The sequence below is a fragment of the Mucilaginibacter celer genome, from assembly GCF_003576455.2.
Lineage (GTDB): Bacteria > Bacteroidota > Bacteroidia > Sphingobacteriales > Sphingobacteriaceae > Mucilaginibacter > Mucilaginibacter celer.
Window position 1 is genome coordinate 6,638,962 of record NZ_CP032869.1, and the last position, 26,197, is coordinate 6,665,158.

28 protein-coding genes are annotated in these 26,197 nt (G+C 44.1%); 14 read left to right on the plus strand and 14 right to left on the minus strand.

The features are described 5' to 3' along the window. The first annotated feature begins 80 nt into the window (after window positions 1-80). Complete coding sequence (locus HYN43_RS27765; RefSeq protein WP_119407103.1) at window positions 81-911, plus strand: hypothetical protein; 831 nt, start codon at window positions 81-83, stop codon at window positions 909-911. Window positions 912-965: 54 nt separating this feature from the next. On the opposite strand, the gene HYN43_RS27770 is transcribed toward HYN43_RS27765, so the two are convergent. From HYN43_RS27770 to HYN43_RS27790, 5 genes are all read right to left on the minus strand, one after another. Further along, on the minus strand, window positions 966-2,198 hold the full coding sequence (locus HYN43_RS27770; protein WP_119409159.1) for an RNA polymerase sigma factor: 1,233 nt from the start codon (window positions 2,196-2,198) through the stop codon (window positions 966-968). 139 nt (window positions 2,199-2,337) lie between these two features. After that, entirely contained in the window at window positions 2,338-2,691 is a 354-nt protein-coding gene (locus HYN43_RS27775; protein ID WP_119407104.1) for a YciI family protein, read from the minus strand. Window positions 2,692-2,875: 184 nt separating this feature from the next. Beyond that, window positions 2,876-3,658 carry a cytidylyltransferase domain-containing protein gene (locus HYN43_RS27780; RefSeq protein ID WP_119407105.1) on the minus strand — a complete coding sequence of 261 codons (783 nt, stop codon included), beginning with the start codon at window positions 3,656-3,658 and terminating at the stop codon, window positions 2,876-2,878. Window positions 3,659-3,825: 167 nt separating this feature from the next. Further along, window positions 3,826-4,554: a DUF4397 domain-containing protein gene (locus tag HYN43_RS27785; RefSeq protein ID WP_162996660.1), complete on the minus strand. Its 729-nt coding sequence runs from the start codon at window positions 4,552-4,554 to the stop codon at window positions 3,826-3,828. Window positions 4,555-4,856: 302 nt separating this feature from the next. Continuing rightward, entirely contained in the window at window positions 4,857-5,657 is an 801-nt protein-coding gene (locus tag HYN43_RS27790) for an SDR family oxidoreductase (protein WP_205589838.1), read from the minus strand. Between the two features lie 134 nt (window positions 5,658-5,791). Between HYN43_RS27790 and HYN43_RS27795 the strand changes: the two genes are divergently transcribed. Then, window positions 5,792-6,160, plus strand: coding sequence for a winged helix-turn-helix transcriptional regulator (locus tag HYN43_RS27795; RefSeq protein WP_119407107.1), 369 nt, complete (start codon window positions 5,792-5,794; stop codon window positions 6,158-6,160). 39 nt (window positions 6,161-6,199) lie between these two features. On the opposite strand, the gene HYN43_RS27800 is transcribed toward HYN43_RS27795, so the two are convergent. From HYN43_RS27800 to HYN43_RS27815, 4 genes are all read right to left on the minus strand, one after another. Further along, window positions 6,200-7,132 (minus strand): hypothetical protein, encoded by a 933-nt coding sequence (locus HYN43_RS27800; RefSeq protein WP_119407108.1) that lies wholly within the window; start codon window positions 7,130-7,132, stop codon window positions 6,200-6,202. Window positions 7,133-7,141: 9 nt separating this feature from the next. Next, window positions 7,142-7,585, minus strand: coding sequence for a DM13 domain-containing protein (locus HYN43_RS27805; RefSeq protein WP_119407109.1), 444 nt, complete (start codon window positions 7,583-7,585; stop codon window positions 7,142-7,144). A gap of 130 nt (window positions 7,586-7,715) precedes the next feature. Further along, window positions 7,716-7,988 (minus strand): hypothetical protein, encoded by a 273-nt coding sequence (locus HYN43_RS27810; protein ID WP_119407110.1) that lies wholly within the window; start codon window positions 7,986-7,988, stop codon window positions 7,716-7,718. Between the two features lie 11 nt (window positions 7,989-7,999). Beyond that, complete coding sequence (locus tag HYN43_RS27815) at window positions 8,000-8,596, minus strand: sigma-70 family RNA polymerase sigma factor (RefSeq protein WP_119407111.1); 597 nt, start codon at window positions 8,594-8,596, stop codon at window positions 8,000-8,002. A 303-nt stretch (window positions 8,597-8,899) separates the two neighbouring features. Here HYN43_RS27815 and msrB point away from each other — a divergent pair, with 303 nt between their 5' ends. From msrB to HYN43_RS27870, 11 genes are all read left to right on the plus strand, one after another. After that, a complete protein-coding gene (gene msrB, locus HYN43_RS27820) occupies window positions 8,900-9,403 on the plus strand; it encodes a peptide-methionine (R)-S-oxide reductase MsrB (protein ID WP_119407112.1) in 504 nt (167 codons plus the stop codon). Window positions 9,404-9,421: 18 nt separating this feature from the next. Next, window positions 9,422-10,102 carry a peptide-methionine (S)-S-oxide reductase MsrA gene (gene msrA, locus HYN43_RS27825; RefSeq protein WP_119407113.1) on the plus strand — a complete coding sequence of 227 codons (681 nt, stop codon included), beginning with the start codon at window positions 9,422-9,424 and terminating at the stop codon, window positions 10,100-10,102. A 108-nt stretch (window positions 10,103-10,210) separates the two neighbouring features. Then, window positions 10,211-10,975, plus strand: coding sequence for an SDR family oxidoreductase (locus HYN43_RS27830; RefSeq protein WP_119407114.1), 765 nt, complete (start codon window positions 10,211-10,213; stop codon window positions 10,973-10,975). Window positions 10,976-11,016: 41 nt separating this feature from the next. Next, window positions 11,017-11,310 carry a putative quinol monooxygenase gene (locus HYN43_RS27835; RefSeq protein WP_119407115.1) on the plus strand — a complete coding sequence of 98 codons (294 nt, stop codon included), beginning with the start codon at window positions 11,017-11,019 and terminating at the stop codon, window positions 11,308-11,310. 173 nt (window positions 11,311-11,483) lie between these two features. Beyond that, the gene (locus HYN43_RS27840; RefSeq protein ID WP_119407116.1) at window positions 11,484-12,137 is read left to right on the plus strand and encodes a TetR family transcriptional regulator C-terminal domain-containing protein; all 654 of its coding nucleotides are present in this window, start codon (window positions 11,484-11,486) and stop codon (window positions 12,135-12,137) included. A 7-nt stretch (window positions 12,138-12,144) separates the two neighbouring features. After that, window positions 12,145-13,482: an ABC1 kinase family protein gene (locus HYN43_RS27845; protein ID WP_119407117.1), complete on the plus strand. Its 1,338-nt coding sequence runs from the start codon at window positions 12,145-12,147 to the stop codon at window positions 13,480-13,482. 104 nt (window positions 13,483-13,586) lie between these two features. Next, window positions 13,587-14,162: a hypothetical protein gene (locus HYN43_RS27850; protein WP_119407118.1), complete on the plus strand. Its 576-nt coding sequence runs from the start codon at window positions 13,587-13,589 to the stop codon at window positions 14,160-14,162. 25 nt (window positions 14,163-14,187) lie between these two features. After that, window positions 14,188-14,502, plus strand: coding sequence for a Dabb family protein (locus HYN43_RS27855; protein WP_119407119.1), 315 nt, complete (start codon window positions 14,188-14,190; stop codon window positions 14,500-14,502). Window positions 14,503-14,582: 80 nt separating this feature from the next. Further along, a complete protein-coding gene (locus tag HYN43_RS27860) occupies window positions 14,583-16,019 on the plus strand; it encodes an SDR family oxidoreductase (protein WP_119407120.1) in 1,437 nt (478 codons plus the stop codon). A gap of 180 nt (window positions 16,020-16,199) precedes the next feature. Continuing rightward, entirely contained in the window at window positions 16,200-17,108 is a 909-nt protein-coding gene (locus HYN43_RS27865) for a TIGR01777 family oxidoreductase (RefSeq protein WP_119409161.1), read from the plus strand. Then, window positions 17,098-18,408 carry a cryptochrome/photolyase family protein gene (locus HYN43_RS27870; protein ID WP_119407121.1) on the plus strand — a complete coding sequence of 437 codons (1,311 nt, stop codon included), beginning with the start codon at window positions 17,098-17,100 and terminating at the stop codon, window positions 18,406-18,408. Before HYN43_RS27865 ends, HYN43_RS27870 begins: the two co-directional genes overlap by 11 nt. Window positions 18,409-18,412: 4 nt before the next feature. Here HYN43_RS27870 and HYN43_RS27875 read toward each other — a convergent pair whose 3' ends face one another. The 4 genes from HYN43_RS27875 to ggt all read right to left on the minus strand — a co-directional run bounded on the left by HYN43_RS27875 (window position 18,413) and on the right by ggt (window position 22,569). Continuing rightward, window positions 18,413-19,354 carry an FKBP-type peptidyl-prolyl cis-trans isomerase gene (locus HYN43_RS27875; RefSeq protein WP_119407122.1) on the minus strand — a complete coding sequence of 314 codons (942 nt, stop codon included), beginning with the start codon at window positions 19,352-19,354 and terminating at the stop codon, window positions 18,413-18,415. Window positions 19,355-19,436: 82 nt separating this feature from the next. Continuing rightward, window positions 19,437-19,937 carry an FKBP-type peptidyl-prolyl cis-trans isomerase gene (locus HYN43_RS27880; RefSeq protein ID WP_162996661.1) on the minus strand — a complete coding sequence of 167 codons (501 nt, stop codon included), beginning with the start codon at window positions 19,935-19,937 and terminating at the stop codon, window positions 19,437-19,439. Window positions 19,938-20,280: 343 nt separating this feature from the next. Next, entirely contained in the window at window positions 20,281-20,724 is a 444-nt protein-coding gene (locus HYN43_RS27885) for a MarR family winged helix-turn-helix transcriptional regulator (protein ID WP_119407124.1), read from the minus strand. A 123-nt stretch (window positions 20,725-20,847) separates the two neighbouring features. Beyond that, entirely contained in the window at window positions 20,848-22,569 is a 1,722-nt protein-coding gene (gene ggt, locus HYN43_RS27890; protein WP_119407125.1) for a gamma-glutamyltransferase, read from the minus strand. 241 nt (window positions 22,570-22,810) lie between these two features. Here ggt and HYN43_RS27895 point away from each other — a divergent pair, with 241 nt between their 5' ends. After that, window positions 22,811-23,305 carry a hypothetical protein gene (locus HYN43_RS27895; RefSeq protein ID WP_119407126.1) on the plus strand — a complete coding sequence of 165 codons (495 nt, stop codon included), beginning with the start codon at window positions 22,811-22,813 and terminating at the stop codon, window positions 23,303-23,305. Window positions 23,306-23,550: 245 nt separating this feature from the next. Here the strand turns inward: HYN43_RS27895 and HYN43_RS27900 are convergent, their stop codons facing one another. After that, a complete protein-coding gene (locus tag HYN43_RS27900; protein WP_119407127.1) occupies window positions 23,551-26,103 on the minus strand; it encodes a phosphocholine-specific phospholipase C in 2,553 nt (850 codons plus the stop codon). Between the last annotated feature and the right edge of the window lie 94 nt (window positions 26,104-26,197).

The following is a 26,197-nucleotide window of genomic DNA, read 5'->3' on the forward strand; positions in this document are numbered from 1 at the left end:
ATATTTGTTAATAAAATTAACAAACAGTTTATGCTTTTTTCTGTTTATAGAAGTTGAAACTTAAACACTATAACATTTTTATGAAAAGCAAAACATTACTATTCAGCTTATTAACACTATTGGGTTTAACGGTTGGATTTGAAGCCGAGGCACAGTTTGGGAGTTTATTTCAAAAAGCAAAAGATAAAGCGGCTCAAAAAGCCAGCGAAGCTATTGATAAAAAAACTGCATCAACAAGCTCATCATCTTCTTCTACATCGTCGGGTGCACCAAAAAGCTCAAAAATCATTATTAACTCGGGCTTTGATTTTGTGCCCGGCGATACCGTATTATTTTCCGAAGATTTTGCGAGCCTACCGGTGGGCGCTTCAACCAAAGCGCTTAAAACAAATGGTTCGGCCACTATTGTATCGGTAAATACCGAAAGCGGTAAATGGCTCTCCCTGGCCGATCATGCTACTTATAAGTTCAGCAAGCAGATTTTTTATCCAAAACATTTTACCGTAGAATTTGATATCCTTACTGCGGCCGATAAGATCAGTGATATTTACCCGGTTAACTTCGGCTTTGTAACCGATAACAGCGTTCGCGATTACATCAGCAGCGGCGGTGCTTATGTACAGCTTAAGTATTATAATAACGACGATGTATCAATCAACAGCGAATTTGTAAGCAAATACCTTAACAGCAATTTCGATCTTACAACGTTCACCAACCGTAAAATGCACGTATCCATGGTGGTTGACGGCGACAGGCTGGTGGTTTATCTCGATCAAACCAAACTGGCCGATACCATGGCTTTTTTACCAACCACAGCAAAAAACCTCTATATCAGCGGCCCTATGCAGTACCAAAATGGAGCTAAGGCTATGGTGAGTAATTTTGTGATTAAAGGGTTTAAAAAGGTTTAGTACGAGTTATATTACACAAAAAGGCGAAGGTTCATTTTTTTACTTTCGCCTTTTTTATTTCATCAATTTGCTAATCTTTCGCTGCACCAATTGCGCATCTGCTTCTGTTTTTATTAGCGCTAAAGCTTTTTTAAAATTGAGCAGCGCTTTTTCATTGTCAATCCCGGTATACAATTCGCCCAATAAGGTAAAGTAAAACTGGTTACCTGTAAGGTTAAGCTTTTCTGCCTCAATAATGGCCGCTTCCGGTCCGTTTGCTTTGGCCAGTGCAAAGGTGCGGTTTAACGCTGCCACAGGCGAATATGCAATTTGCAGCAACCTGTTATACAATTGCAATATATTTTCCCATTTTTCGCGGGTATCTTCTTTTTGAGTATTCCAGTAGGCAATGCCTGCTTCTAAATGATACCGGGATAGCTGGCTGCCACCGGCTGCCTCGTTTAAATACCAGGCTCCTTTGGCCACCATCTCCAGATCCCATAAATTAATATCCTGATCATCATATAATATCAACTCGCCGTTTTTACCGGTGCGGGCTTCAAAGCGTGATGCGTGAAAATACATCAGCGCCAGCAGCGCATTTACCGGCGGCTTGTTGGTATTTTGGTTTTCAATAAGGATATGGCAAAGGCGCATAGCTTCAAAACAAAGTTTTTTACGCAAAACCTGGTTTTGACTAACCGAATAGTAGCCCTCGCTAAACAACAGGTAAATAGTGGTAAGTACATTATCCAGCCGGGCATTTATTTCGGCCGGCTCCGGCATTTCTATCTTTATTTTTTCGTTGCGGATTTTTTCCTTGGCCCTGTACAGGCGTTTGTTAATGGTGTCTTTACTGGTTAAAAAAGCTTCGGCCACCTCATCAATACCAAAACCGCACAGGATGCGTAAGGATAAACCTATCTGCGATTCAGGAGAGATGGCAGGATGACAAATAGCGAACATCATTTGCAGCTGGCTGTCGTTGATGTTTTGGGGCGACAAGTCGAGATCCCATGTATCATCTTCGGCCTCGTCTTTTTTTATTTCGGGTGATACCTTGTTTTCAAAAACAGTATTACGCTGCAGGTGATTCTTTGCCTTGTTTTTGGCCACATTATAAAGCCATGCCGTTGGGTTTGGCGGGATACCTTTGTAAGCCCATGTTTGGGCGGCCGTTAAAAAAGTATCGCTGGCAATATCTTCTGCAACTTCCATTTGTTCAAACCCAAAGCGGCGGCAAAGCACCGATACTATTTTACGGTACTCGGTACGAAATAAATGAGGGATGAGTTGAGGTTGATGCATTTGGAAGATGAGTTCCCACCACGTCATTGCGAGGAACGAAGCAATCGCGAACTACGCAGGGCGGCTCTGCTAATCGGGAATTTCTTCGTTCCTCGCAATGACGTGCGGATAGTATTAATGAATACCTTATTTTAAGAAATTAATGCGTTCCGTCATTTTTTGCAACCTTCCTTACTTCTACAGTATTGCCATCACCCTGCAAAACCGGGCAACCTTTGGCAAACTCAACCGCTTCGTCAACGCTTTCGGCTTTTACAATTACAAAGCCGCCTATGGTTTCCTTAATCTCGCCAAACGGGCCGTTGGTAACCACACCACCGTGGCCTACAATTTTAGCATCGGCAAAGGGCAGTCCGGTGCCGCTTACAAATTTGTTTTGGGCTGCAATGCCGCCAATCCAGTCCATGGTTTGTTTCATCCACACCTGGATCTGTTCGGGCGATGCAATCTTTGTACCGTCCTCATGCCTGAAAATTAAAACGAATTCGTCCATCTTTTTTGATTTTAAAGGTTAATAAATATATGATTTATACCTCCATATCAAATGAGATTGGGAGAATAGGACAGAGGGGGAGAAATATTGTCTGAATCAGAATTTACAGAATTATAGGATTAACAGAATTGGGCGCCTCGATGACAAAGCATTCTGCAAATTCTATAATTCTGTAAATTCTGATTCAGACAGCCAGCACCGGTTTCAACTCGCTTAAATGCTTGTTATACCAGTTTACATGGTTATACTGTGCGTTAATATCGTAAATGTGTGGTTTCAGTTTAAGCAGGTTGATAATATCCTGGCATGAAAAACGGTGGCAAACCGGGTAAAGCTCTTTAAATACGCGTTCGATAAAGTAATAATCTTCAGGATGATCTATCCCGAAACGGTGCGACATGCTGTAATCTAACCCGGTTTCCCATGTTACGTTGCCTATATTGAAGATGAGCGGGTTTTCGTAAATAAAAGGCGATGTATGCTCAAGATCGTACGGGCGACCAGCATTTTGCCAGGCTTTTTTCAAACAAGCCATAGTCATTACCTCTACATCGTTTCCATCGGGATAGGTAGCCGGCTGCAGATTGCTAACATAATCAAACTTATCGCTAAAAAAATGCTCCAATGCTTTATCGATGATACGCGGATCAATTAATGGGCAATCGGCCGGAATTTTTACCACCACTTCGGCATTAAAAAGTTTGGCGGCCTGGTATTGCCTGTCCATCAGGTTAACAATGCTGCCACGGTAATATGGTATATTGAGGCTTTCGGCCTCTTTTACTATAACATCATCATCAGGGCTTTCGGTGGTGGCAATTACAATTTCGGCCTGGTGCTGAATCATGCCCAGTCTTTCAATCATCCTGGCTAATAAACTTTTGCCCAATACCGGCAACATTACCTTACCATATAAGCGGCTCGAAGCCATGCGGGCAGGTACAACAATCACTACGCTCTCAACCATATCTCCGGAAAATTTGAGGTTTATTTTAAATTATAATTGTGCTAAATCTATTACGGCAACATTTAAATATGGCGAAGTTTGCATTATGAAATTGTTAAGCCCCATCGCCCTTAAAAAATAAAACCCGGCACAAAATGGCCGGGCTTTACAACATAGGTAGAGGTAGTTTAATAATAATAAACGTTGTTTTGAATATCGGCAGTTAGTTTTTTGTAATCTGTTGCAGCAGCCAAACCCTGTAACCAAACGGTGTAAACCGCGTTTGCATGCAGGTTAACATTGGTAAGCGTAGCAAGGATGGTTGTGGTGCCTTTTTCACGGATATTAAGGGTATAATTTGAGGCGGCTTTAATGGTAACGAAATCCGAAACGCCTTTGTATGCTTTGTTGGTAGCCAGTACCGAATCTTTTGAAGTTACCAGATCGATGGAGCCTGCGTCGGGGCTCAGGTTAGCCAGGCGAATGCTGGCCATACCCGCGGCCGGTTGCTTTAACGAGTCGGCTACAAAAATCACATCGCGTTTACCTGCTGCGTTGGCAACATTGGCAATATATAACGAGTAAAATTTTTTAGTGGTAAGTGTAACTGTATCTTCGGCAATTTTCTGGCCCGAAGCTGCATCATAAAAAGATGCGGTGCGTTTGCCGGGGTTGGCGCGGATATAATCCAGCACATCGCCGTAGCGGATAGGGAAATTATTGGCCCTGTTGGGCTGTAAAACAAAATCAATACCGCCGGCATCGGGCGAGGCGTTGATAACCGAAACAAGCGCTACGGGCTGCTCAACATAATCGTGATGATCATTTTTTAAGCATGAACTTAGTGTTGCGGCCAGCAAACACATCATCCCGATAATGCCTGCCCGCCGTGTTAATTTTTGCTGAACTGTTTTCATAAAATATAAAATATGGGTTGTAAACTGATATTTTAACTTTACGTAACCAGCAGGCATTACGCTACTCAGGGTTAAAAAAAATTAAGCCCTTGTTTAATACGATAATTACGTTCTGGCTTTTGTTTTAGTATCTAAGTTTGGGCAAGTTGTATGATTTGTTCATCTGATCTTCACTTTCCAGGTGTTCACTTTGTCTCAACGATAAATAAAAAAAGCCCCTCTTTACAACACAGTGTAGAGAGGGGCGACAAGCGAAGCAATGTCGGGGTGAGTAAATACGGGGCTTAATTACTGGCTGCTTATCACACAACCGGCACCGACCCGCCATCAATAGTAAATTCACCACCATTTAAGTATGCCGCCCTGTCTGATACCAGGAAAGCGGCTAACTCGGCCACTTCTTCCGGCTCCGCCGGGCGGCCCATCGGTATTCCTCCCAGCGAATCCATAATTATTTTAAGCGCCAGTTCTTTATCGCCGTTGTTTTGCGATGCAATGTTGTTAATCATCCCCTTGGCACCATCGGTATTAATAAAACCGGGAGCAAGCGAGTTTACGCGTATGCCTTTTGGCGCAAGCTCTTTCGAGAGGCCTTTGCTGTAATTACTCAGCGCTGCCTTTGCCGCGGCGTAGGGCAACGTAGCTTCAAAAAGCGGCATTTTGCGTTGTATGGATGAGATATGTAATATAGCGCCGCTTTTTTGCGCAAGCATGGCGGGCAGCAATCCCCTGTCCAATCTTACGGCTGCAAGCAGGTTGGTTTGCAGAGCGTTCTCCCAATCCTCGTCGCTCAATACCATTACGCCACCGGCCGGGGCGGTTGAGCCTCCGAGATTGTTAATGAGGATATCGATACCGCCTAAACGTTTAAGCGTTTCTTCAATCACCTTACCGGTACCTTCTTTTTTGCTGAGATCGGCCTGGATAAAATGTTGCTGATCAATGCCATCGGGTTGTGTGCGGGCGGTAGTTATAATGCTGGCACCGCCTTTTAGTAAGCGCTCAAAAATTGCCTTGCCCGCGCCTTTAGTACCGGCGGTAACCAAAATTCTTTTTCCTTTAAATTCGTTCGGGTCTATATTAAAATTTGCCTTTGAAATCATTTTATGTCGATTTTTGTTTGTTGAATGATACAAAGTTCGGCAAGTGTGGCAGGCAGGTCAAGTACGGAAAAATGATTCAATAGGGAGAAATTTATCCGTATCGATTAATAAACACCTGGTAATAAATTGATTTTATGTACGAAAGAAAACTACCCATACAACAGGAATGCGGCCTCGACCTGATCCGCGAAGTAATATTCGGCAAATGGAAAATCCACCTGTTGTATTATATCTCGCAGGGCATCAGCAGGCCGGGGCAGCTTCAAAAAAATATCCCCGAAGCTACACGGCGGGTGCTCAATATCCAGCTAAAACAACTGGAAGATGATGAGCTGGTGGCAAAAACCGTATATAATCAGCAACCACCTAAAGTAGAGTACTACCTTACCGATATCGGCCAATCAATAATGCCCATTGTAAACCAACTTGGCCAATGGGGTGATGATAACAGCGGGCATTTACAACGGGTAATTAAAAAGCGGCTGGTATTGCCAGAGACCTAAACGCCGCCTGCTTTTATACAGGCGACGAATTAGCGGGTATTAAAAAGCGATGGTATATTGAAAATTAACCACGGCACTTCGGGTTAGACCGTCCGGCCGCTCCTTACGCACTATAAAAGGCGTGCCTGCAACCACTTCAAACCGGTTTCCGTTTTTAAACTGTTTGGTAGCCACAATACTGCCATTTAAGGTAAGCCCGCGCGAACCATCAATAAATGTTTTTTGACCAAACCTGTTTTCAAAAGTATCATTACCAACATGATAAATGCCCGATAAACTTGGCTTTAATGTGATGGAAGATTTGGGCAGGTAGATATAATACCCAACCCGGCCAAGCACATCACTTTTACGCCTGAAATTATTGGTTGGCGGAAATTCAAGCGCCCTGCTGTCGGTGTATTCATCCGGAAACCAGGTGCTTTTATTTACCTGGATCACGGGCACCTGCAGGGCCGCATCAAACTCCCATTTACGGTTTACGATATAATTTATACCGCCAATGGCATCATAGGTGCCAATGCTGGCCTGGTAATCAAGCGGCAGGGGTTTGCCATCGCTGTTTTTGGCATTGCCATAGGTTACCGGCACTTTTATCCCTCCAACAAAATTAAGGTTGTTTGGTCCGCTTATTTTGGGTGCATAGTTGAGCGTGGCATAAACATCGCCAATATTAAATGTGCTGCCTAAAAAGCCGGTTGCATAGGTGCCGGTTATTTTTGATTGAAACCCCAGCCGGTTGTTAAACTTTACCTGGTACTCGGCATAAGCATTAACGGTACTTGTTTTTTGTTCGCCCAGGCCATAATTAACACCAAGGGCAATACTCTGGCGTTTCACTTTGGCAGTGAGCGAATCATCTTCGAGGTGATTTTTTAACGACCCAAGACTGCAGAAACCGGCATCGCTGCAACCCTGTGCTAAACCATTCAGACTGATAGTTAAAGCCAGCAGGCATACATATACATACTTCATACCTGTTGCTTAAAAGGTTAATTTTGTATACCCGAATAAATGGCTGTATTGCTGGCAAAAAATAAGCGCATAGCCATAATCCTTTGCATTAACGCCCGCAGGAATATCATAAACCTGGTTGCCGCCGGTTGATTTTAACGAGCCGAGGTTTACAAAATGCACCGGGTTTTGCTCCATGCTGATATATACTTTTAAATCGGGCCCGTTGCTGGTAGTAAAATCCTGAAGCGCCAGCTGATACTTACCATCGGTAAGGTATACGCGGGCACTGCCGGTAACCACGCCATAAGGCCCGTTGCTAAAACCACCGCTGTTGCTTTGAGGGGCCGATACCACGGGATCAATTTTTTCGTTTAAAGCCGCCGTGGGCGTACTTTCTTTTTTACAGCCGGTAGCAGCGCCGGCTATCAATAAAATTGCCAGGCAAAGCCCGGTTAATTTTCTCATTTTCATAAAATGTACTGATTAAAGGTTTTGCTGCCTTAGTCGGTACCTGCGGGTAAACCTTACAGTTAGGGTAACAATAATATTACCTTTTGTAAAATTTATACTATGGGGTATTAAGTATAGTTTTTATCTATAACTATTTATTAAGCTGATTTTCTATCCGGTGCTGTAGTTTGTTTTTAAAGTCGTCATCAAGCTTTACGTTAGTAACATCATGATGATAAAGCAGGCTTTTAACCATTTTATTAATGGCCACGCTCTGCTGCTGAAAAATGCGGCAAACCCTGCAACCCGCCAAATGAATTTTCAGTTCCAGTTTTTCGCGCATGGTAATTGCGCCTATTTCCTGCTTCTCAATTAAAAAAGTTGCCTTTTTGCAGTTGTAGGCTATTTTAGTTAACTCATCCATATCCTATAAAATTAAATCCAATGTTTCTGAAGGCATTCCCTCAGGTTTAGTTTAGCCCGGTGAATAATTACCCAAAAGTTTGAGGGCGTTATATTCAAATCGGCGCAAATGGTATCTGTAGCTTCTTCGTCCATGTGTTTCATCGTAAAAACAGATAACCAAAGGCCGGGCAGTTTCTGCATGCACTTTTGCAAAATTTGCTTAAACTCTTTGCGCTCCAGGCAATCGGGTTGCTCAATTCCAAATTCCTGCGGGCGGTGATCTGGTTTCCAGTTGCAGGCATCGGGCTCAAAAAAATCATCCATTTCGTGTTCGGCTGTTTCAAGGCCGGGTTGTTTTATAAATGCTGATGATCGCTTACGGTAAACATCAACCACCTTATTTTTAAGTATAGCCGTGAGCCAGGTACGCTCGGTGCTTTTACCTTCAAACTTATCAAGGCGTTCAAGCCCGGCCAACAGGGTATCCTGCACAAGTTCGCGGGCGGTTTCGGTATCATTTATGCGCGTGAGGGCATACTTGTAAAGGTAATCGGAATGCAAATCCACCCATTTACGCGGATCGGTAAGGGAATTGGTAGCAGTATTGTAATTTTCCGGGCTCTGCATAAATCAAAGTGCTGTTAAGGCGTTAAGTTGATTAACTGTCATATACTTTTAAATAATTTTCGCTTTAGTCGGGCGGAGAGGAGAAACCTTACAAAAAAATATCTGAATCAGAATTTACAGAATTTTAGAATTTGCAGAATTTTAGGATTAACAGAATGATAAGTATCATCAGTAAAGCTCAACTATTGGTTAACAGAGTCTTTTTAACTTTCATTCTGCAAATTCTAAAGTTCTGTAAATTCTGATTCAGACAAATTCTAATTTTTCTTGTAAGGTTTTAATTCTTACTACGACAAACCGGGTATGAAAAAGCTAAATTTGTTATTAATACCATTTATATTATTGGCGTTTAACGCCTGCAGCCAGAATGCTGCCCATACTGATAAAAACGAGCGTGTGGATACCAAAACCTATCCGCAGGCTAAACCGGCGAGTTACTGGAAACAGGTGCTTACGCCCGAGGCTTACGAAATTTTGGTAAATAAGGGCACTGAGCAACCTTACCATAATCCATACTGGAACAACCATGCCAAAGGGATTTACGTAAGTGCAGCTACCGGTAAACCGCTGTTCAGTTCGGATACCAAATTTGATTCGGGTACAGGCTGGCCAAGTTTTTTTAAACCGATTGACCCGAAAGCAATCAAAATAGTGCGCGATACATCGTACGGTATGGTGCGCGACGAGGTGGTTGAAGCCAGCACCGGTTTACACCTGGGGCATGTGTTTGACGACGGACCCGCGCCAACCGGCAAGCGGTACTGTATGGATTCGTACGCGTTTAAATTTGTACCTGCTGATAAGTAACCTTAAATTTTTATAATTATGTTGTTAACAAAAAAATTGAACGTATGCCTGCTGGGGTTGCTGGTATTGTTCGGCTGCGCCGATGCGCAAACACAGGGCGGCGGCGGTGCGGGTTTTGCACCGTTGCCTAAACCTGCTGCAAATGAAAAGGTAGCCACTTTTGCCGGCGGATGTTTCTGGGCTTTGTCCGAGGGCCTGTCTGAGTTGAAAGGCGTAACCAGGGTAGTATCGGGTTATGCAGGCGGTACTACAAAAAATCCTACTTACGAAGACGTTTGCGGCAAAGAAACCGGCCATGCCGAATCGGTACAGGTATACTATGATCCGTCGGTAATTAGCTATGCTACCCTGGCCGAAGCTTTCTTTTATGCGCACGACCCAACTACTGTAGACAGGCAAGGGCCTGATGTTGGTGATGATTACCGTTCGGCAGCATTTTACCGCACACCCGAAGAAAAGAAAACTTTGGAAAGCGTAATAGCAAAAGTTAACGCCACTCATCATTACAGCAACCCCATAGTTACCCAGGTTGTGCCTTACAAGGTTTTATATCCTGCCGAAAGCTATCACCAGGGCTATTACCGCTCGCACCCGGGTAGTCTGTATATCCAACAGGTATCGGTACCCAAAGTATTAAAGTTGCGTAAAGCGATGTATAACCAGCTGAAACCAGAGTTTCAGCATAAAGATCCGAGTTAAAGTGTGATTGTTGTGTTTGGTTAACCGGTTGCACTCATTGTTTATTTTGAGGCAACCGGCACCAAATATTTAAACGTATGTTGTATACCCAACGGCATTCAAAAAATTATGAAAAACTGGGATTTAAAAAATAAAAGGGCACTTGTTACCGGCGGCTCAAAAGGAATAGGCAAAGCAATTGTAGCCGAATTTATAGCGCTTGGTGCCGAAGTACTGTTTACAGGCCGCAACGAAACCGATTTGTTTAACACCGAACAGGAGTTTAAACAGGAGGGAGCCCGGGTTACTGCTCTATCGGGCGATGTGGCTGATGCTGCCGCACAGGCAAGGATAGCAGAGTGGATCAGTCAAAACTGGGGCAGCCTGGATATTTTGGTTAATAACGCAGGCGTAAATATCCGCAGGCCATCGCATGAATATATCGTAGAGGAATATAACAAGGTAATTGGCATTAATATGCTTGCCCCTTTCGAGCTTTGCCGTTTGCTGTTGCCGATGTTACAAAAAGGCAATAAACCCTCGGTTGTAAGCATCGCATCGGTAGCGGGCTCATACGATGTGCAAACCGGAGCACCTTATGGCCTGGCTAAAGCAGGCATGATCCAGATGGGGCGTAACCTCGCATCTGAATGGGCTAAATTTGATATCAGGGTTAATACCGTATCGCCCTGGTTTACCTATACGCCCTTAACCAAGGGCTTGTTGTCCAACACCGAAAAGCTGGATAGTATCATAGCCCGCACCCCTTTAAAACGCATAGCTAACGATAGCGAAGTGGCTGCCGCTGTAGCATTTTTAGCTATGGACAAAGCATCATACATAACCGGCCAAAACCTTGCGGTTGATGGCGGCATAACTGCCGGCTTACTTTAAGTAAAACTAAAAGCATATATAACTATTAAATAACATCGCCCATGGCAAAATTTGCATTGCTGGTAAGGCTTGAAGCCAAACCAGGTAAAGAACAGGAAACAGCCGATTTTATAAAAAGCGCCTTGCCGCTTGCCCTGCAAGAGCCCGATACCTTAAACTGGTATGCGCTGCAGATTGGCCCCTCAACATTTGGCATTTTTGATACGTTTGAAACCGAGGCAGGCCGTGATGCGCATTTAGGTGGCGAAATAGCCAAAGCCCTGATGGCCAAAGCCCCCGATTTGTTAGCGACCGCACCCGTAATTGAAAAAGTTGATTTACTGGCGGTGAAATAATTTTCATTAGCCACAAACATTAAACGGGCTGCTTGTTATTGTACAGGCAGCCCGTTTGTTTTGTGCCCTGCCGTACGGCAGCCTGTAAAATGACCTCGTAATGAGATGATTTAGTATCGGTAATCAACAATACATTCGTAACTTTAACGTATTAAAACTAAACCCAAATTGATATGGCAACTATCCAGAGCATCCAGAACGCATATATTGATTATGTATTGACCGAAGGCGAGCAACCCAAATCAGTATATATATTTGCAAAGCAAAATGAAATGACCGAAGCTGAGTTTTACCAGTTTTACGGTTCGTTTGAGGCGGTAGAACAAGGTATTTGGGCCGAACTGGCCAATAAAACCCTTGCCGAGATCCGTGCGCAGGAAGTTTGGGGCGGCTATTCTGCCCGCGAAAAAGCGCTGTCGTTTTTTTACGGCTTTTTCGAGTTGCTGAAAGGCAATCGCAGTTTTGCGGTTTACAGCGTTAAAAAACAACCTAAGGGTTTTACCACACCCAAAGCATTTGCTCCGCTTAAAGATATTTTTGAAGCTTTTGCTGATGATATTATGAAAGAGGGCATCGAAAGCACTGAATTGAGCGATCGTAAATACTTCTCCAAAAAATATAAAGATGCACTTTGGATCCAGTTTGTGTTTGTATTGAATTTCTGGATCAATGACAGCTCGGCCAACTTTGAAAAAACCGACGAAGCGATTGAGAAAGGTATTAACGTAACTTTCGATCTGTTTCAGCGTTCGCCTATTGATAATCTTTTTGAGTACGGTAAATTCCTGGTGCAGAATGGCGGGATAAAAGACAGGATGGGATTTTAATATTATTATGACAAATGAAAATGAAGGAGCCCGGGCTCCCGAACAAAACAGTATACCAACCACTAAAGTTGAACGCTCGGCCAAATTTGTAAAAACGGGCATCAAAATAGGCGGCAACTACATTAAGCATTATTCAAAAAAGCTGTTCAATCCCGGTTTGGACAAATCGGAGTTGAACGAGGATAATGCGGCTGATATTTACCAATCGCTCAGCGAACTGAAAGGCAGCGCTCTTAAAGTTGCCCAGATGCTAAGCATGGATAAAAACCTGTTGCCGCAGGCTTATGTAAATAAATTCACCCAGTCGCAATATAATGCGCCGCCACTTTCCGGACCGCTTATTGTACAAACCTTTAAAAAATACTTCGGCAAAAATCCCGAGCAGATTTACGATAAGTTCAATATCCGCTCAACGAATGCGGCATCAATAGGGCAGGTACACCAGGCCGAGTTGAATGGCAAAAAGTTGGCTGTAAAAATTCAATATCCCGGCGTGGGCGATTCTATTTCATCAGATTTGAAACTGGTTAAGCCATTCGCTTTCCGGATGCTGGGTATGAGTGAGCGCGAGCTGGACGTATACATGAAAGAAGTAGAAGAACGCCTGCTGGAAGAAACCGATTATGAACTGGAAGTGCGCCGCTCGGTTGAATTTTCGGAGGCCTGCGCTAATCTTGATAATGTGGTATTCCCGCAATACTATCCGGAGTTAAGCAGCAAGCGCATCATTACCATGGATTGGCTGGAAGGTAAACACCTCAAAGAGTTTTTAGCCACAAATCCATCACAGGAGCTGCGCAACCAGATAGGCCAGGCCCTTTGGGATTTTTATAATTTTCAACAGCATGAGCTCCGTGCCGTACACGCTGACCCTCATCCGGGCAATTTTATGATTACGCCCGATGGTAAGCTTGGAGCTATTGATTTTGGCTGTATCAAAGTAATGCCTGATGATTTTTATTACCCCTTTTTCTCCCTTACTTCAACCAACCTGTTGGATAACAAGGAAGAAACCATTAAAGCCTTCCGCCAGTTGGAGATGATTCACCAGGGTGATACCCCGGCACAGGTTGAGTTTTATTATACACAATACAAGGAGATGATAAGCCTGTTCGCCCTGCCATATATTACCGATACTTTCGATTTTAGCCAGACGGCTTTTTTCGATCAGCTGTATGGCTTTGGCGAACGCATTTCAAAAATGCCTGAGTTTAAACAAGCCCGTGGGGTAAAGCATTTTATTTATGTTAACCGCACCAATTTTGGGCTGTACAATATTCTGCATGAGTTGAAGGCCGAAGTTAAAACGGATACTTACAAGCCGCATGTAGTGTTGGAGTATTGATCAGTTTGCAGTTTTGGGTTTGCAGTATGCAGTATAAGTGGAATAATGACTTGCTTTTTTGAATTGAGCAAATGGGTTATATTTGATTAGATCTATACCCACAAATGAAGATATATCACCTGATTTTATTAACCGTTTTGCTGGCTGCCTGCAAAGCGAAACCTGCTAAAATTGCGCAGGATACTTCAAAAGTTAAAACAGGTAAGGTTTTATCTGCATCCTATAAAGCAAGCAGTAAAGTTGTTTCTGCCGCCGCAGATACCACCAATATTGCTGAACAACTTGATGCCTTTGCTAATTATTACGTCGTAATTGCCGATACCGGCAGCAACTATTATCAACTGAAGGATAAAATGCTTGAGCTGAGCAAAAACACAGGTATTGAGATAGATACGATGGACAGGTATTATGATAAAAAGAAAGACCTGATTAAGCTGCCCGATAACTATCCCGAAGATGACATATTTGCGGGAGATTATTTTATGCGCCGAAATCCATCAGAAACGCTGAGCCTTGAATACCTCGACTCATATAAAGATAATTCCGGCAAAAAAATGATCGCATTGGTATCCGGCATTTATCAAAACAAGGCCAGTGCCGATAGCGCCCTTGTCGTTTTACAGCCAAGTAAAACAGCCTTTGCCATCAAATCAAAAATTTACGTAGGTTGCCTTCATTAATTTTTAAACTAAACAAGATTTCCCCATGCCAATACTTCAAAACACCTTTGTACACCACGTACACTTCTGGCTTAAAAACAAAGCCGATAAAGATAAACTGATTGAGGGTTTAAATATACTGATCCCCATCCCGCACATCCGCGATATTCATATCGGTGTACCGGCCGATACCGACCGCGATGTAATCGACAGATCATACGATGTATCGCTGCTGATATTATTTGATTCGCCGGAGGCGCAGGAAGCCTATCAGGTTGATCCTACCCATGTAATTTTTGCCGAAGAATATGCCAAACCGCTTTGCAATAAAGTGGTGGTGGTTGACAGTGTAAACATATAAGCTATATCATTTTTATAAACGTATTAGTAAGGAGGCGTAGTTGTTTAAAACACCTCGCCTTTTTTGTTGTTTGAGTATGCATGAAGGTTTTACTTGCCGGTGCCAACGGATATATAGGTACACGTTTGATCCCAGTTTTGCTGGAAGCGGGCCATGATGTAGTTTGCCTGGTACGCGATAAACGGCGCTTTCATGAGCAAAGTGATTTTGGCGACAGGGTAAGCCTCATTACCGGTGATTTGCTTAAAGAATCAAATATAGAAGCTTTCCCTGCAGACATCGACGCTGCTTATTACCTGGTTCATTCCATGTCGCAATCGCCGGATTTTACCGCGCTTGAAGCCCTGTCGGCACACAACTTTGTTACCGCACTTGATAAAACCAATTGCAGGCAGATTATATTTTTAAGCGGCATAACTAACGACGAAAAACTCTCAAAACACCTCGAATCAAGGCGGCATGTAGAAGATGTTTTGCGGGAAGGCAAGGCCGCCCTCACCGTGTTACGGGCGGCTATTATCATCGGCTCGGGCAGTGCCTCGTTCGAGATTATTCGCGACCTTACCGAAAAACTGCCCATCATGACGGTACCTCGCTGGGTTAATACCCGCTGCCAGCCCATCGGCATCCGTGATGTGTTGGCTTACCTGCAGGGCGTACTGCTTAATGAACAATCGTTTAACCGCACATTCGATATCGGCGGCCCGGATATACTTTCTTTTAAACAGATGATGCTTATTTATGCTGAAGTGCGCAAGCTGAAGCGTTATATGATCACTATACCTTTTCTATCGCCCAAAATATCATCTTACTGGTTGTATTTCGTCACTTCAACAAGCTACAGCCTTGCCCAAAGCCTCGTTGATAGCATGAAGAACGAAACCATCATGCACGATCACAGTATCGATGAGGTGGTGCCCCGCCAATGCTTAACTTATAAAGAATGCCTGGAGCTTGCCTTTGTTAAGATTGAGCAAAACTCGATAGTATCCAGCTGGAAGGACGCCTTTAACCAGGGATACCTCAATCCCGGTTTTATGGATCAGATTAAAGTGCCCCAAAACGGTACGCAGGAATACAAGGTAAAAATGCCCTTTGAACGACAGGCCGACGAGGTTTTTACCAACGTATTAGCCATAGGCGGTAACCGGGGCTGGTATTACTGGGACTGGATCTGGAACATCCGCGGCTTTCTGGATAAAGTATTTGGTGGGGTAGGCTCGCGCCGGGGGCGTACCAGCAACGTAAATATTTCGCCCGGCGATGTGATTGATTTTTGGCGCGTGCTGCTGGTTGACCGCGAAAACAAACGCCTGCTGCTATACGCCGAGATGAAACTACCCGGCGAAGCCTGGCTGGAGTTTAAAATAATTGAGCGCAACAACAACAAAAGTTTAAGCCAGGTAGCTACCTTTAGGCCCAACGGATTGTGGGGAAGATTGTACTGGTACGCCATGTGGCCTTTCCACCTGTTTATTTTTAACGGGATGGCGAGGGAGATTGTTAATTACCATTAGGTCATTTCGCTGTGCTGTCATTTACTTCGTGTCATTAGGTCATTTTAATTTGCGAAAAGAAAAGCAAATGACCTAATGACGCAAAGCAAATGACCTAATGACGCGCAGCATAATGACGCAAAGCAAATGACTCAATGACAGCGCAGCGGAATGACCGCGCAGCAAATGACACAAAGTAAAATGACACGAAGTATACTACTAACCGGCGGATCCGGATCATTAGGCAGGCACCTTACCAAAGCATTGTTGGCTAAGGGTTATACCGTAAGCCATTTAAGCCGTAAGGCCGGTAATATTCCTGGTGTAAAAACCTTTGTTTGGGATGTTGATAAAGGTGTGGTTGATGAGCAATGTATTGACGGTGTTGATACCATCGTTCACCTGGCCGGCTCGGGCATTGCCGAAAAACGGTGGACAGATACCCGGAAACAAAACCTGGTGGATAGCCGGGTAAAATCTATCAGGCTGATATATGATCTGCTCAAGCATAAGCAGCACCAGGTTACTTCGGTGGTTTCGGCATCGGGCATTGGCTATTACAGCGACAGGGGCGATGAACTGATGTTTGAAACCAGCGCGCCTACCGCCGATTTTATTTCGCAATGTTGTGTGCTTTGGGAGGCTGCTGTTGATGAGGGCGAAAAGCTTGGCTTGCGGGTTTTAAAATTCCGTACCGGGGTGGTGCTGGATAAAGATGGTGGTGCCTTGCCCACATTAGCCAAGCCAATAAAATTATATATAGGCTCGCCCATTGGCAGCGGCAGGCAATGGATTCCGTGGATTCATTGGCAGGATGTGGTTGATATGTACCTGATGGGTATTGAAACCGGCGGTATGAGTGGCGTTTATAATATGGTGGCACCACATCCAGTAACCAATAAGCAGCTAACACAGGCCGTTGCCAGGCATCTGCATAAACCTTTATGGGCTCCAAACGTACCCGGTTTTGTTTTAAAACTTTTATTGGGCCAAATGAGCAGCATTGTACTGGGCAGCACCAAAGTATCGGCACAAAAAATTGAGGAGACCGGTTTTACATTTAAATATGCTGATATCGACGCGGCATTGACTGAAATTTATGGATCATAAAACCCCTGTTAGTATCTTCTGGTTCCGCCGCGATTTGCGGTTGGATGATAACGCCGGGCTTTACCACGCCCTTAAAGGCGAACATCCCGTTTTGCCGGTATTTATTTTTGATAAGGAAATTTTAGATAAGCTGGAGGATAAAGATGATGCCCGCGTTACCTTCATCCACCAAACCATCGAAGAATTAAGCGCCGAACTACACCAACATGGTGGCGGCTTGCTGGTATTGCATGATAAGGCAGCACATGCCTGGGATCAGCTTATCGAAGAATATAACATTGCCGAAGTTTATACCAACCACGATTACGAGCCTTATGCCACAAAGCGTGATGATGAAGTACGTAAAAAGCTGGCTAAGCACAACATCTCCTTTAAAACCTATAAAGACCAGGTAATATTTGAAAAGGACGAAGTGGTAAAAGACGACGGCAAGCCTTACACCGTTTACACACCTTATCAGCGTAAATGGTACAGCAAGCTGAGTGCTTTTTATTTGAAGAGCTATCCTACAAAAAAATACTTAAAAAACCTGCTTAAAACCAAACAGCTGCCCATCCCCACACTTAAACAGTTGGGTTTTGAAAAAAGCGATATGCCCCTGCCCGATAAGCAATATCAGGATGTGATACATGATTATAAGCAGCATCGCGATTTCCCGGCTATTAAAGGTACCTCGCATATTGGCATGCACCTGCGCTTCGGTACGGTAAGCATCCGCAGGCTGGCACATACAGCCCATGGTTACCATGATAAAACCTGGCTTAATGAATTGATATGGCGCGAATTTTATATGATGATATTGCACCATTTTCCGCATACCATGGATCATGCCTTCAGGCCGGAGTACGACCGGATTGAATGGATCAACAGCGAAAAGCAGTTTGAAGCCTGGTGTAAAGGTGAAACCGGTTTTCCGATTATTGATGCCGGTATGCGCGAGCTGAACACCACCGGCTTTATGCACAACCGCGTACGCATGATAGTGGCCAGCTTTTTAGCTAAAGATCTGCTGATTGACTGGCGCTGGGGCGAACGCTACTTTGCCCGTAAATTGCTTGATTATGAAATGGCCAGCAACGTTGGCGGCTGGCAGTGGGCTGCCGGATCAGGTACCGATGCTGCACCATACTTCCGAATTTTTAACCCCGATGCCCAAACCAAAAAGTTCGACCCGGAACTGAAATACATAAAAAAATGGGTTCCGGAATATGCCGACTTCGGCAAGTATCCCAAACCCATTATTGATCACGCCTTCGCGCGCGACAGGTGTTTAGCAGCTTTTAAAAAAGCGCTGCGTTAATATTTTAGTTTGACACGGCTGATACCGAGAAGTCGAAATACAACGGCGTGTTGGGACCGATAGTTCCCTGAGTACCCGCAGTGCCATAAGCCCATCTGGATGGGATGATCATTGAAACAGCTACTCCCGCTGTTTGACCAATTAAGGCATCCTGCACTCCTTTTACCAGGCCATCAAGGTTATTAGATGTAGAAGTACTGCTGCTGTCGAATGTATTGTCATTTAAAAACTTACCCGTGTAGGTAAAAGTTATATATGAATCAAGACCCATTACATCGCTTCCTGTGCCGGGCGTAGCTATTTTAATATACACACCGTTAGCGTTTGGAGTAAAACCAGTAAGGCCCTTGGCTTTAATATATTTTTGAATAATGGCATCATCATAAACCTCCTGGTTGGATATTACATTGATATAATAATCCAAACTCTGGTTACCGCCTACGTGCGAATTGGTGTTACTTGAACTACCCAATCCAAAACCGTTTACACCAAAACCCAGGCGCGATGGAACAAGCACTCTTGCCGATGTACCTTTATACTTAATAAGGTTATGTACGGCTATCTGCACTCCTTTTGGCAGGTACGGATTGGTACTTGAAGATTGCGCGCCTAATATATGACCCGCAAAACCATAAAAATGGTTTAAATTAAGCGAATCAGTCGAAACATATTTGCCATCGAGCGTACGCACTGTGTATACAAATGAAATGGCATCCGAATACTCAATTGGCGTAGTACTTGTGCCGGGCGATAATATTTTGTAATAAATACCGCTGGTATCACCGTCGGTAGTATCGCGTTGCATGCCGGTTATGCTGTTGGCTGCTATGTAATTTTTAATTTGCGATTCGTCGTATTGCTTGATATCAGGATCGTTCCTGTCTTTGCGGCATGATACCAGGCCTATGGAGATAAGTACTAAGAGCGTAAAAGTAAGTTGTTTCATTTATAATTTATTAATCACGACCCTCCGGATAAACATTTACCCTCTTTAGATCTTTATTTTATTTTTAACCTCTTCAGGTTTTTTAGTTAGTAACGTTATATAGCTGGATCTGAAAGTCAAGTACCGAATTAGCAGGCAAATGTATCGAATCCTGCGCATACGGCCCGTAAGCATATCGCGACGGTACCAGCAAGCGCACTTTGCCTCCCGGTTTTATCTGCGGAATGCCCAGTTGCCAGCCTTTTATCACACCACCCAATGTGTATGTGGGGTGAAATCTGTCGGTTTGGGCTACAACCGTACCCGATGTTAAAATTTTGGCCGTATACCCAACCGTTATCTGTGTCGAACTGGTGTACAGCACATTTCCGGTACCTTGTTCGCCATCCTTAACAATATAATACACACCGGTTGTATCAATCCGTTTGGCATTTAAACCGGCGTTGGCTGCAATATAATCGCTAACTATTTTATCGTCGATAGCTGCCTGCGCACGGTACTGCACAACAGGATCAACACCCGATTTTCCACAGCCATAAACAATGGCGCTTAACAGCAATAAAACTAACAGTATCCTGTTCATCAATTTAAAGGGCAAATTTATTCTTTTAAAACAGAAAAACGGCAGCTTAACACTTTTTAACAATTAATAAAAAGCAAGGGCCGTTTTCTTACGTTCGTTTCCGTCCGTCCTGATCGTAAAACGCAATAATTTTGCTAAAAGTACTATGAGTGGTTATTTTGCTGCGCATCATTTTCTGCGCGTCATTGAGTCATTAGGTCATTGAGTCATTTTTTTGATTTTAAACAATAAAGCTTGCGGATAAAACAACAGTTGATGGGATAACACCCGGCAAAATGATCTAATGACGCAAAGCAAATGACCTAATGACTCAATGACGCGCAGCCAATGACCCAATGACCAACTATGGTTTATAGTTAACCGTAAGTTTATTCAGTTTTTTGAGGGTCTCGATGAGGTGGTTTTTATCAGCTTCGCTGATGTTGGCATCCAGGTAGTTGTTAAACTGCCTCACTATTACGCGGGCCTGGTGGCGTTTTTCCTTGCCGAGTGGTGTAAGATAAATTTTAACCGAGCGCTTATCCCCCTCGTTGCTTTCGCGATAAATAAGCCCGGTAGTTTCGAGTTGGTTGAGCATGCGCGATAAGCTGGTTGATTTTAACCCCAGCAAGGCAGCTGCCTGCGATACGGTGGTACCCTCTTTTTCGTCGATATTAATGAGCAGGTAACCTATAGATTGGGTTATGCCAAACTCGGTAACCAGTTGGTTGTACCGGTTAGCCATAGTTTGCCACACTATTTTTAAAAAATAGTCGATGGTTTCCTGGTGTTTTACATTATTATGCATGCATACCAAACGTAAGCAATGGATGTGGAATACGCAAATGTTAGTTGTAGTAGCATCTCTTTGTAGTGGCAGGAGATAGTTGCAGTGGCAGGTAAGCTAATTCTTTGCTACTGCTACTGCCACTCAAAAACCTAACTTCGTGTCATCTCCCCTCGGATCGGCACCGCCTTCATAATAGCCCCATTGGGTTTTCAGGATGGCGTCTACCCGGCCTATGCCGGCTTTTGTAACTACTTTATAGCCTTTGCTTTCCAGTTTGCTAATGGTTGTGCTGTCAATGGCTTCTTTCTCGGCGGTTACCACATCGGGCAGCCACTGGCTGTGGAAACGTTTTAATGATACGGCCTGTTGCATGTTCTGATCAAATTCAATCACATTTAAAATAGTTTGAAACACCGAAGTGATGATGGTTGAACCGCCGGGCGTGCCCACTACCATAAATAATTGCCCGTCTTTTTCAACAATGGTGGGCGTCATTGACGAGAGCATGCGTTTACCGGGCTGAATACTATTGGCCTTGCCGCCTATCAGGCCGTACATGTTGGGCACGCCGGGTTTCGAGCTAAAATCGTCCATCTCGTTATTGAGCAGGAAGCCGGCACCCTGTACAAATATTTTGGAGCCGAAGGTATCATTTAGGGTGGTGGTGATAGAGACAGCGTTGCCCTCCGTGTCAACAATTGAATAATGTGTAGTTTGATCGCTTTCGTAACCAACAAAACTGCCGGGTTTAATGCTGGTGCTTGGCGTTGCAGCATCCCAGCTAAAGTTTTTCATTCGGCTTGTGATGTATTCCGGCCTCAGCAGGCTATCAACCGGTACTTTATAAAAATCCGGATCGCCAAGGTATTTGGAGCGGTCGGCATAAACCCGGCGTTCAGCCTCTACCATTAACCTGATAGTTGAATCCTGGTTATGGCCATATCTTTTTAATGGAAAAGGTTCGATTGATTTTAACAGTTGCAACAGCGCTATCCCACCGCTTGACGGTGGCGGCATGGTAATAACTTTATAGTTTTTATACTGGCCGATGATGGCTTTGCGCCAAACCGCCCGGTAAGCTTTCAAATCATCTTTGGTAATCAGCCCTTCGCTCTGCTTCATTTCGGCTACTATCATATCGGCTACAGGGCCATCGTAAAAGCCATCACGGCCTTTATCCCTGATCTGTTCGAGGGTTTTAGCCAGGTCTTCCTGTACCAAAATATCGCCCTCATGCCAACCCGCATCTTTTACCAGGTAGTTTTTACCGGGATTGAATTTTTTGAATTTTTCGGCAGCCCAGTTCAAATCCGAGGCCAGGTGTTTGGTTGCTTTAAAACCGTTGCGGGCAAGGTTGATGGCGGGTTGCACGAGGTCGGCCCATTTCAGCTTGCCATATTTTTTGTGAGCCTCAACCATGCCTGCTACTGATCCGGGTACGCCCGATGCCTTGTGCGTATACAAACTCAGATCCGGTATCACATTTCCTGCCGAATCGAGGTACATGTTTACGTTGGAAGCTCCGGGTCCTTTTTCTCTAAAATCAAGCGTATTGGTTTTACCGTTTTTTGAGCGGTACACCATAAAGCCTCCTCCGCCAATGTTACCCGCTTCGGGCAGGGTAACGGCCAGGGCAAATTGCACGGCTACCGCGGCATCAACTGCGTTGCCTCCCTTTTTTAAAATATCAAGCCCAACCTGTGCGGCATCGGGGTAGGCGCATACCACCATTCCGTTGCGGTATTGCCCGCTGTTATTTTGCCCCAATTGCCCCTGCACACAGCCGGTTGGTACAATAAATAATATAATGAGCAACGATAAAAGGTATTTTGAAGCTGATACTTTTTGCGGAATACGGGTCATTATTTAATCTTAATTTTTTCTAAAATAAGTTTTTGAGGTTCATAAACCAACAAAGCCTAAGCTATTCTTTACAACTGAAAATCAAAGTAATACAGGCGCAATTACTATGTTTTTGTTACAAAGCAGCATAAAAAAGTAATTTCGCCGTTTAGTTAGCGGTATACCTAAGTTTAAAATTAGTGTAAACAAGCAAACAATTTTGGTGTTACCGCTACAGTGTTATTTATTTAAAATCATCTGCATGAACAAATTAAAGTACATCTTATTACTTTCCGTAGCTTTCGTATTTATCGGCAAAAAGTCGCACGCACAGGATTATCAAACCGCCATTGGTTTAAAGTTTGGCGCTTACGAAGTTGGCCCATCTATTAAATATTTTATGGATAAAAATACCGCCCTCGAAGGTGTTATCGGCATCCGCGATCATGGTGTGGTATTTACCGGCCTTTACGAAAAAAGCCAGCAGGCTTTTAATGTTGATAAGCTGAGCTTTTATTATGGTTTCGGTGGTCACTTAGGTTCGGTAGGCAGCGGCTACTATAAACGTTTTGGCGGCGACGATGAGTATTACAATGGCAAACACATTTTAATTGGTGCCGACGCCGTTGTTGGCCTGGAATATGTTATCCCTAACGCTCCCATAGCCATAAGCCTCGATCTAAATCCCCGCCTTGAACTGGCCCGCGGACCGTTTTTTGATATAGCACCGGGATTAGGCTTGAAGTATACTTTTTAATGTCTGAATCAGAATTGTCTGAACTGGAATTTATGGAATTAAGAAAATTTACAGAATTTGCTTAGCATTCTGCCAATTCATTAATTCGACAAATTCAGGTTCAGACAAATCCCGCCCATCCCATAAATCCACCCAAATCCCGGTTCAGACAAAAGCCGGGCTATCCAACCCGGCTCCATATATTCTGTTAATTCTAAAATTCTGTAAATTCTGATTCAGACAATTCCAGTTCAGGCAATCCCGGTTCAGACGGCTTTCCCCATCAACGGATCAGTATAACCATGCTTTCCCGTTTCAACCCTGCCGGCAAAGCGACGCTCATATTTATCAAAACCTTCAACCTGAACGCCGAAATCATACCAGTTATGGTTTTTGCTTAAATCTACCGAATGTATAGCAGCGCCATTGGCTTTTACAGTTATTTTACGATCGTTGGTTTTGTAGCCATGATCCTTAAAAGTAACAGTATGCGGTTTATTGGTATGGTTGGTGATTCTTACTAAAGCATTACCGGTTAATTTACCTGCAGCCTGCTCATATTCGCATGTAATATCCAACATCGGGTCGGCAACGTTGCCTTTGTATTCGCGGTAGAAACCGTTAGGGCCATAAGTGCGGAGGTGGTATTCGCCGTTTTCAAACTCGGCTAATGGCCACACATCTGCCAAAGTATCGCCTGCTTTTGCGGTGTAAGCCCATGTGCGTAGGTTTTCCATTTTTTGCGGATCGGCCATGGTGGCATATTTACCCGGTGCATAAACGTTGAACGGCGAGCCTAAGGCTTTATTACCAAATACTTTGTTGCCGGCAGTAAACTTAACTCCGAATGATTTTTTATCGGCACTCAGTTTACCATCAGCATAAAGCTCGTAAGGCAGGGCCGACGATTGCTTGATACCTTTTTCCTGCTGAGGCATGTATGGCGATGAATGCGGATCTTTATTGATCTGAGCTATTTCATCGGCGGTAAGCAATTTATAATCTGAAGGGAGTTTTTTAAACTGTGCCTTGTGGATGCTTTCTAAAAATGCCTCGCGCGGTACAAATTCAGGGTTTTCAATTTTCTCGCCATTGTATGGGCGGAAAACGCTCGATAAGTCGCCGCAAACGGTACGGCGCCATTCGCTGATGTTTGGTTCGGTTACTTTTTTGCCGGTTTTGTGGCTCAAAAATTTCTCGAGGAATTGCAGGGTTGATGTATGGTCAAACACTTCGGAGTTTACCCAGCCGCCGCGGCTCCATGGTGAAGCAATTACCAACGGTACGCGGAAGCCTAAGCCTATCGGGCTTTCGCGGTCAAATACTTCGGGGAAGTTGTTGCGGGCCTTTTCCTGTTCTAACGTAACAAACTCAACGCTTGCGTCGATACCTTCAGATACTTTGCCTGTGCCCGGTTTATGCGGGTTTGGGGCAGAGAATGGCGGCACGTGATCAAAATAGCCATCGTTTTCATCATAAGCTAAAATGAAAATAGTTTTTTTCCAAACCTCGGGGTTTTGGGTAAGGATATCCATTACTTCGGATACATACCAGGCGCCATACCAGGCCGAGCTTGGGTGATCGGAAAAATGCTCAGGGGCCGATAACCAGCTTACCGTTGGCAGCTCGCCGCTTTTAACATCGGCACGAAACTGGTGCAGCACGTCGCCTTTAGGCACTAACACTTCACGTTCTGTGCCATCGTCGTTATATTTTAACGGGGTTAAGGTGCGGTAATCCGGATCGTTGGTATTGGTAACAAAACCTTTTTGGTGCAGGTTTTTTTCGCGTTGCGACAGGCCGGCAAATTTGTTAACATCAATGCCACCCAAATCTTTTTTAGCTTGCTCCAGGTCACGCTGCTTTTGTTTCAGCTGTTTTTGCAGGTGATCGATGTGGGCATCTCCTGCCGGAAGGGCGGCTATTTGTATTTCAAGTGCAGTTATCTCTTCAGGAAGTTTCGTCGATTTTTTCTGCAGGTTGGCGATATGCTTATCATACAGTTTGATGTTATACTGGCCGAAAAATTCCAGCGGGTTATCCTGGAAGTTTGACAACCATGGGTCTTCCTCACCTTCCAAACCGGTATCGATAGCAATTTCGTTTTGGTAGTGTTTCCATGAAATATTATGATCTTCCAAACGCTCGGGGAAGGTTGCCCAGTTCAGCGTACCATAATCCATATCATCATTCCAAACGTGAGCTAATGAATTTTCGTGCTGCTCGGCACGGATGGTGCCGCTCCAGAAATAGAGCCTGTTTGGGTTGGTGCCGGTTAATGATGAGCAAAAGTTTTGATCGCAAACGGTAAAGGCATCAGCTAAAGCATAGTAAAACGGAATATCCTCCCGGTTATGAAAACCCATGGTTAAAGGCATGTTTGAGTATTCCTTAATGCTATTCTTCTTAACATTAAGCCATTGATCAAATTTACCATCGTTACGGGCATTTACCTGGTTACCCCACGAGTGCGGTAACGAACTCATCCAGGTAGCTTTGGTGTTTTTTATGTCGAGATGGAAGGGGGCATAAGTTTCACCCTTTTTGTTTGATTGCAGCCATACTTTGTTTTTGTTTGGCAGATCGATAACGCGCGGGTCATTATAACCACGCACACCTTTCAGCATGCCGTAAGTATGATCGAACGAGCGGTTTTCCTGCATCAGGATCACAATATGCTCGGCATCCAGGTAACTGCTGCCGGGGGCCGGGTTAATGGCCATTGCTTTTTGAATTGATTCGGGTAAAACGCTGGCAAGGCCGGCCGCGCCGGTTAGTAATGCCGCTTTTTTTAAAAAATCTCTTCTTGAATCAGACATGGGTATTTGTTGTTTTTTAGTTCATGGTTCATAGATCATGGTTCATAGTTCATAGTTCATAGTATATAAGGTACCGGCTATTTGCCATGAACCA

Bases quoted from the DNA above. Each gene is read 5' to 3' on its own strand.
- HYN43_RS27765 (WP_119407103.1), top strand. From the start codon at position 81: ATGAAAAGCAAAACATTACTATTCAGCTTATTAACACTATTGGGTTTA.
- HYN43_RS27770 (WP_119409159.1), bottom strand. From the start codon at position 2,198: ATGCATCAACCTCAACTCATCCCTCATTTATTTCGTACCGAGTACCGT.
- HYN43_RS27775 (WP_119407104.1), bottom strand. From the start codon at position 2,691: ATGGACGAATTCGTTTTAATTTTCAGGCATGAGGACGGTACAAAGATT.
- HYN43_RS27780 (WP_119407105.1), bottom strand. From the start codon at position 3,658: ATGGTTGAGAGCGTAGTGATTGTTGTACCTGCCCGCATGGCTTCGAGC.
- HYN43_RS27785 (WP_162996660.1), bottom strand. From the start codon at position 4,554: ATGAAAACAGTTCAGCAAAAATTAACACGGCGGGCAGGCATTATCGGG.
- HYN43_RS27790 (WP_205589838.1), bottom strand. From the start codon at position 5,657: ATGATTTCAAAGGCAAATTTTAATATAGACCCGAACGAATTTAAAGGA.
- HYN43_RS27795 (WP_119407107.1), top strand. From the start codon at position 5,792: ATGTACGAAAGAAAACTACCCATACAACAGGAATGCGGCCTCGACCTG.
- HYN43_RS27800 (WP_119407108.1), bottom strand. From the start codon at position 7,132: ATGAAGTATGTATATGTATGCCTGCTGGCTTTAACTATCAGTCTGAAT.
- HYN43_RS27805 (WP_119407109.1), bottom strand. From the start codon at position 7,585: ATGAAAATGAGAAAATTAACCGGGCTTTGCCTGGCAATTTTATTGATA.
- HYN43_RS27810 (WP_119407110.1), bottom strand. From the start codon at position 7,988: ATGGATGAGTTAACTAAAATAGCCTACAACTGCAAAAAGGCAACTTTT.
- HYN43_RS27815 (WP_119407111.1), bottom strand. From the start codon at position 8,596: ATGCAGAGCCCGGAAAATTACAATACTGCTACCAATTCCCTTACCGAT.
- msrB (WP_119407112.1), top strand. From the start codon at position 8,900: ATGAAAAAGCTAAATTTGTTATTAATACCATTTATATTATTGGCGTTT.
- msrA (WP_119407113.1), top strand. From the start codon at position 9,422: ATGTTGTTAACAAAAAAATTGAACGTATGCCTGCTGGGGTTGCTGGTA.
- HYN43_RS27830 (WP_119407114.1), top strand. From the start codon at position 10,211: ATGAAAAACTGGGATTTAAAAAATAAAAGGGCACTTGTTACCGGCGGC.
- HYN43_RS27835 (WP_119407115.1), top strand. From the start codon at position 11,017: ATGGCAAAATTTGCATTGCTGGTAAGGCTTGAAGCCAAACCAGGTAAA.
- HYN43_RS27840 (WP_119407116.1), top strand. From the start codon at position 11,484: ATGGCAACTATCCAGAGCATCCAGAACGCATATATTGATTATGTATTG.
- HYN43_RS27845 (WP_119407117.1), top strand. From the start codon at position 12,145: ATGACAAATGAAAATGAAGGAGCCCGGGCTCCCGAACAAAACAGTATA.
- HYN43_RS27850 (WP_119407118.1), top strand. From the start codon at position 13,587: ATGAAGATATATCACCTGATTTTATTAACCGTTTTGCTGGCTGCCTGC.
- HYN43_RS27855 (WP_119407119.1), top strand. From the start codon at position 14,188: ATGCCAATACTTCAAAACACCTTTGTACACCACGTACACTTCTGGCTT.
- HYN43_RS27860 (WP_119407120.1), top strand. From the start codon at position 14,583: ATGAAGGTTTTACTTGCCGGTGCCAACGGATATATAGGTACACGTTTG.
- HYN43_RS27865 (WP_119409161.1), top strand. From the start codon at position 16,200: ATGACACGAAGTATACTACTAACCGGCGGATCCGGATCATTAGGCAGG.
- HYN43_RS27870 (WP_119407121.1), top strand. From the start codon at position 17,098: ATGGATCATAAAACCCCTGTTAGTATCTTCTGGTTCCGCCGCGATTTG.
- HYN43_RS27875 (WP_119407122.1), bottom strand. From the start codon at position 19,354: ATGAAACAACTTACTTTTACGCTCTTAGTACTTATCTCCATAGGCCTG.
- HYN43_RS27880 (WP_162996661.1), bottom strand. From the start codon at position 19,937: ATGAACAGGATACTGTTAGTTTTATTGCTGTTAAGCGCCATTGTTTAT.
- HYN43_RS27885 (WP_119407124.1), bottom strand. From the start codon at position 20,724: ATGCATAATAATGTAAAACACCAGGAAACCATCGACTATTTTTTAAAA.
- ggt (WP_119407125.1), bottom strand. From the start codon at position 22,569: ATGACCCGTATTCCGCAAAAAGTATCAGCTTCAAAATACCTTTTATCG.
- HYN43_RS27895 (WP_119407126.1), top strand. From the start codon at position 22,811: ATGAACAAATTAAAGTACATCTTATTACTTTCCGTAGCTTTCGTATTT.
- HYN43_RS27900 (WP_119407127.1), bottom strand. From the start codon at position 26,103: ATGTCTGATTCAAGAAGAGATTTTTTAAAAAAAGCGGCATTACTAACC.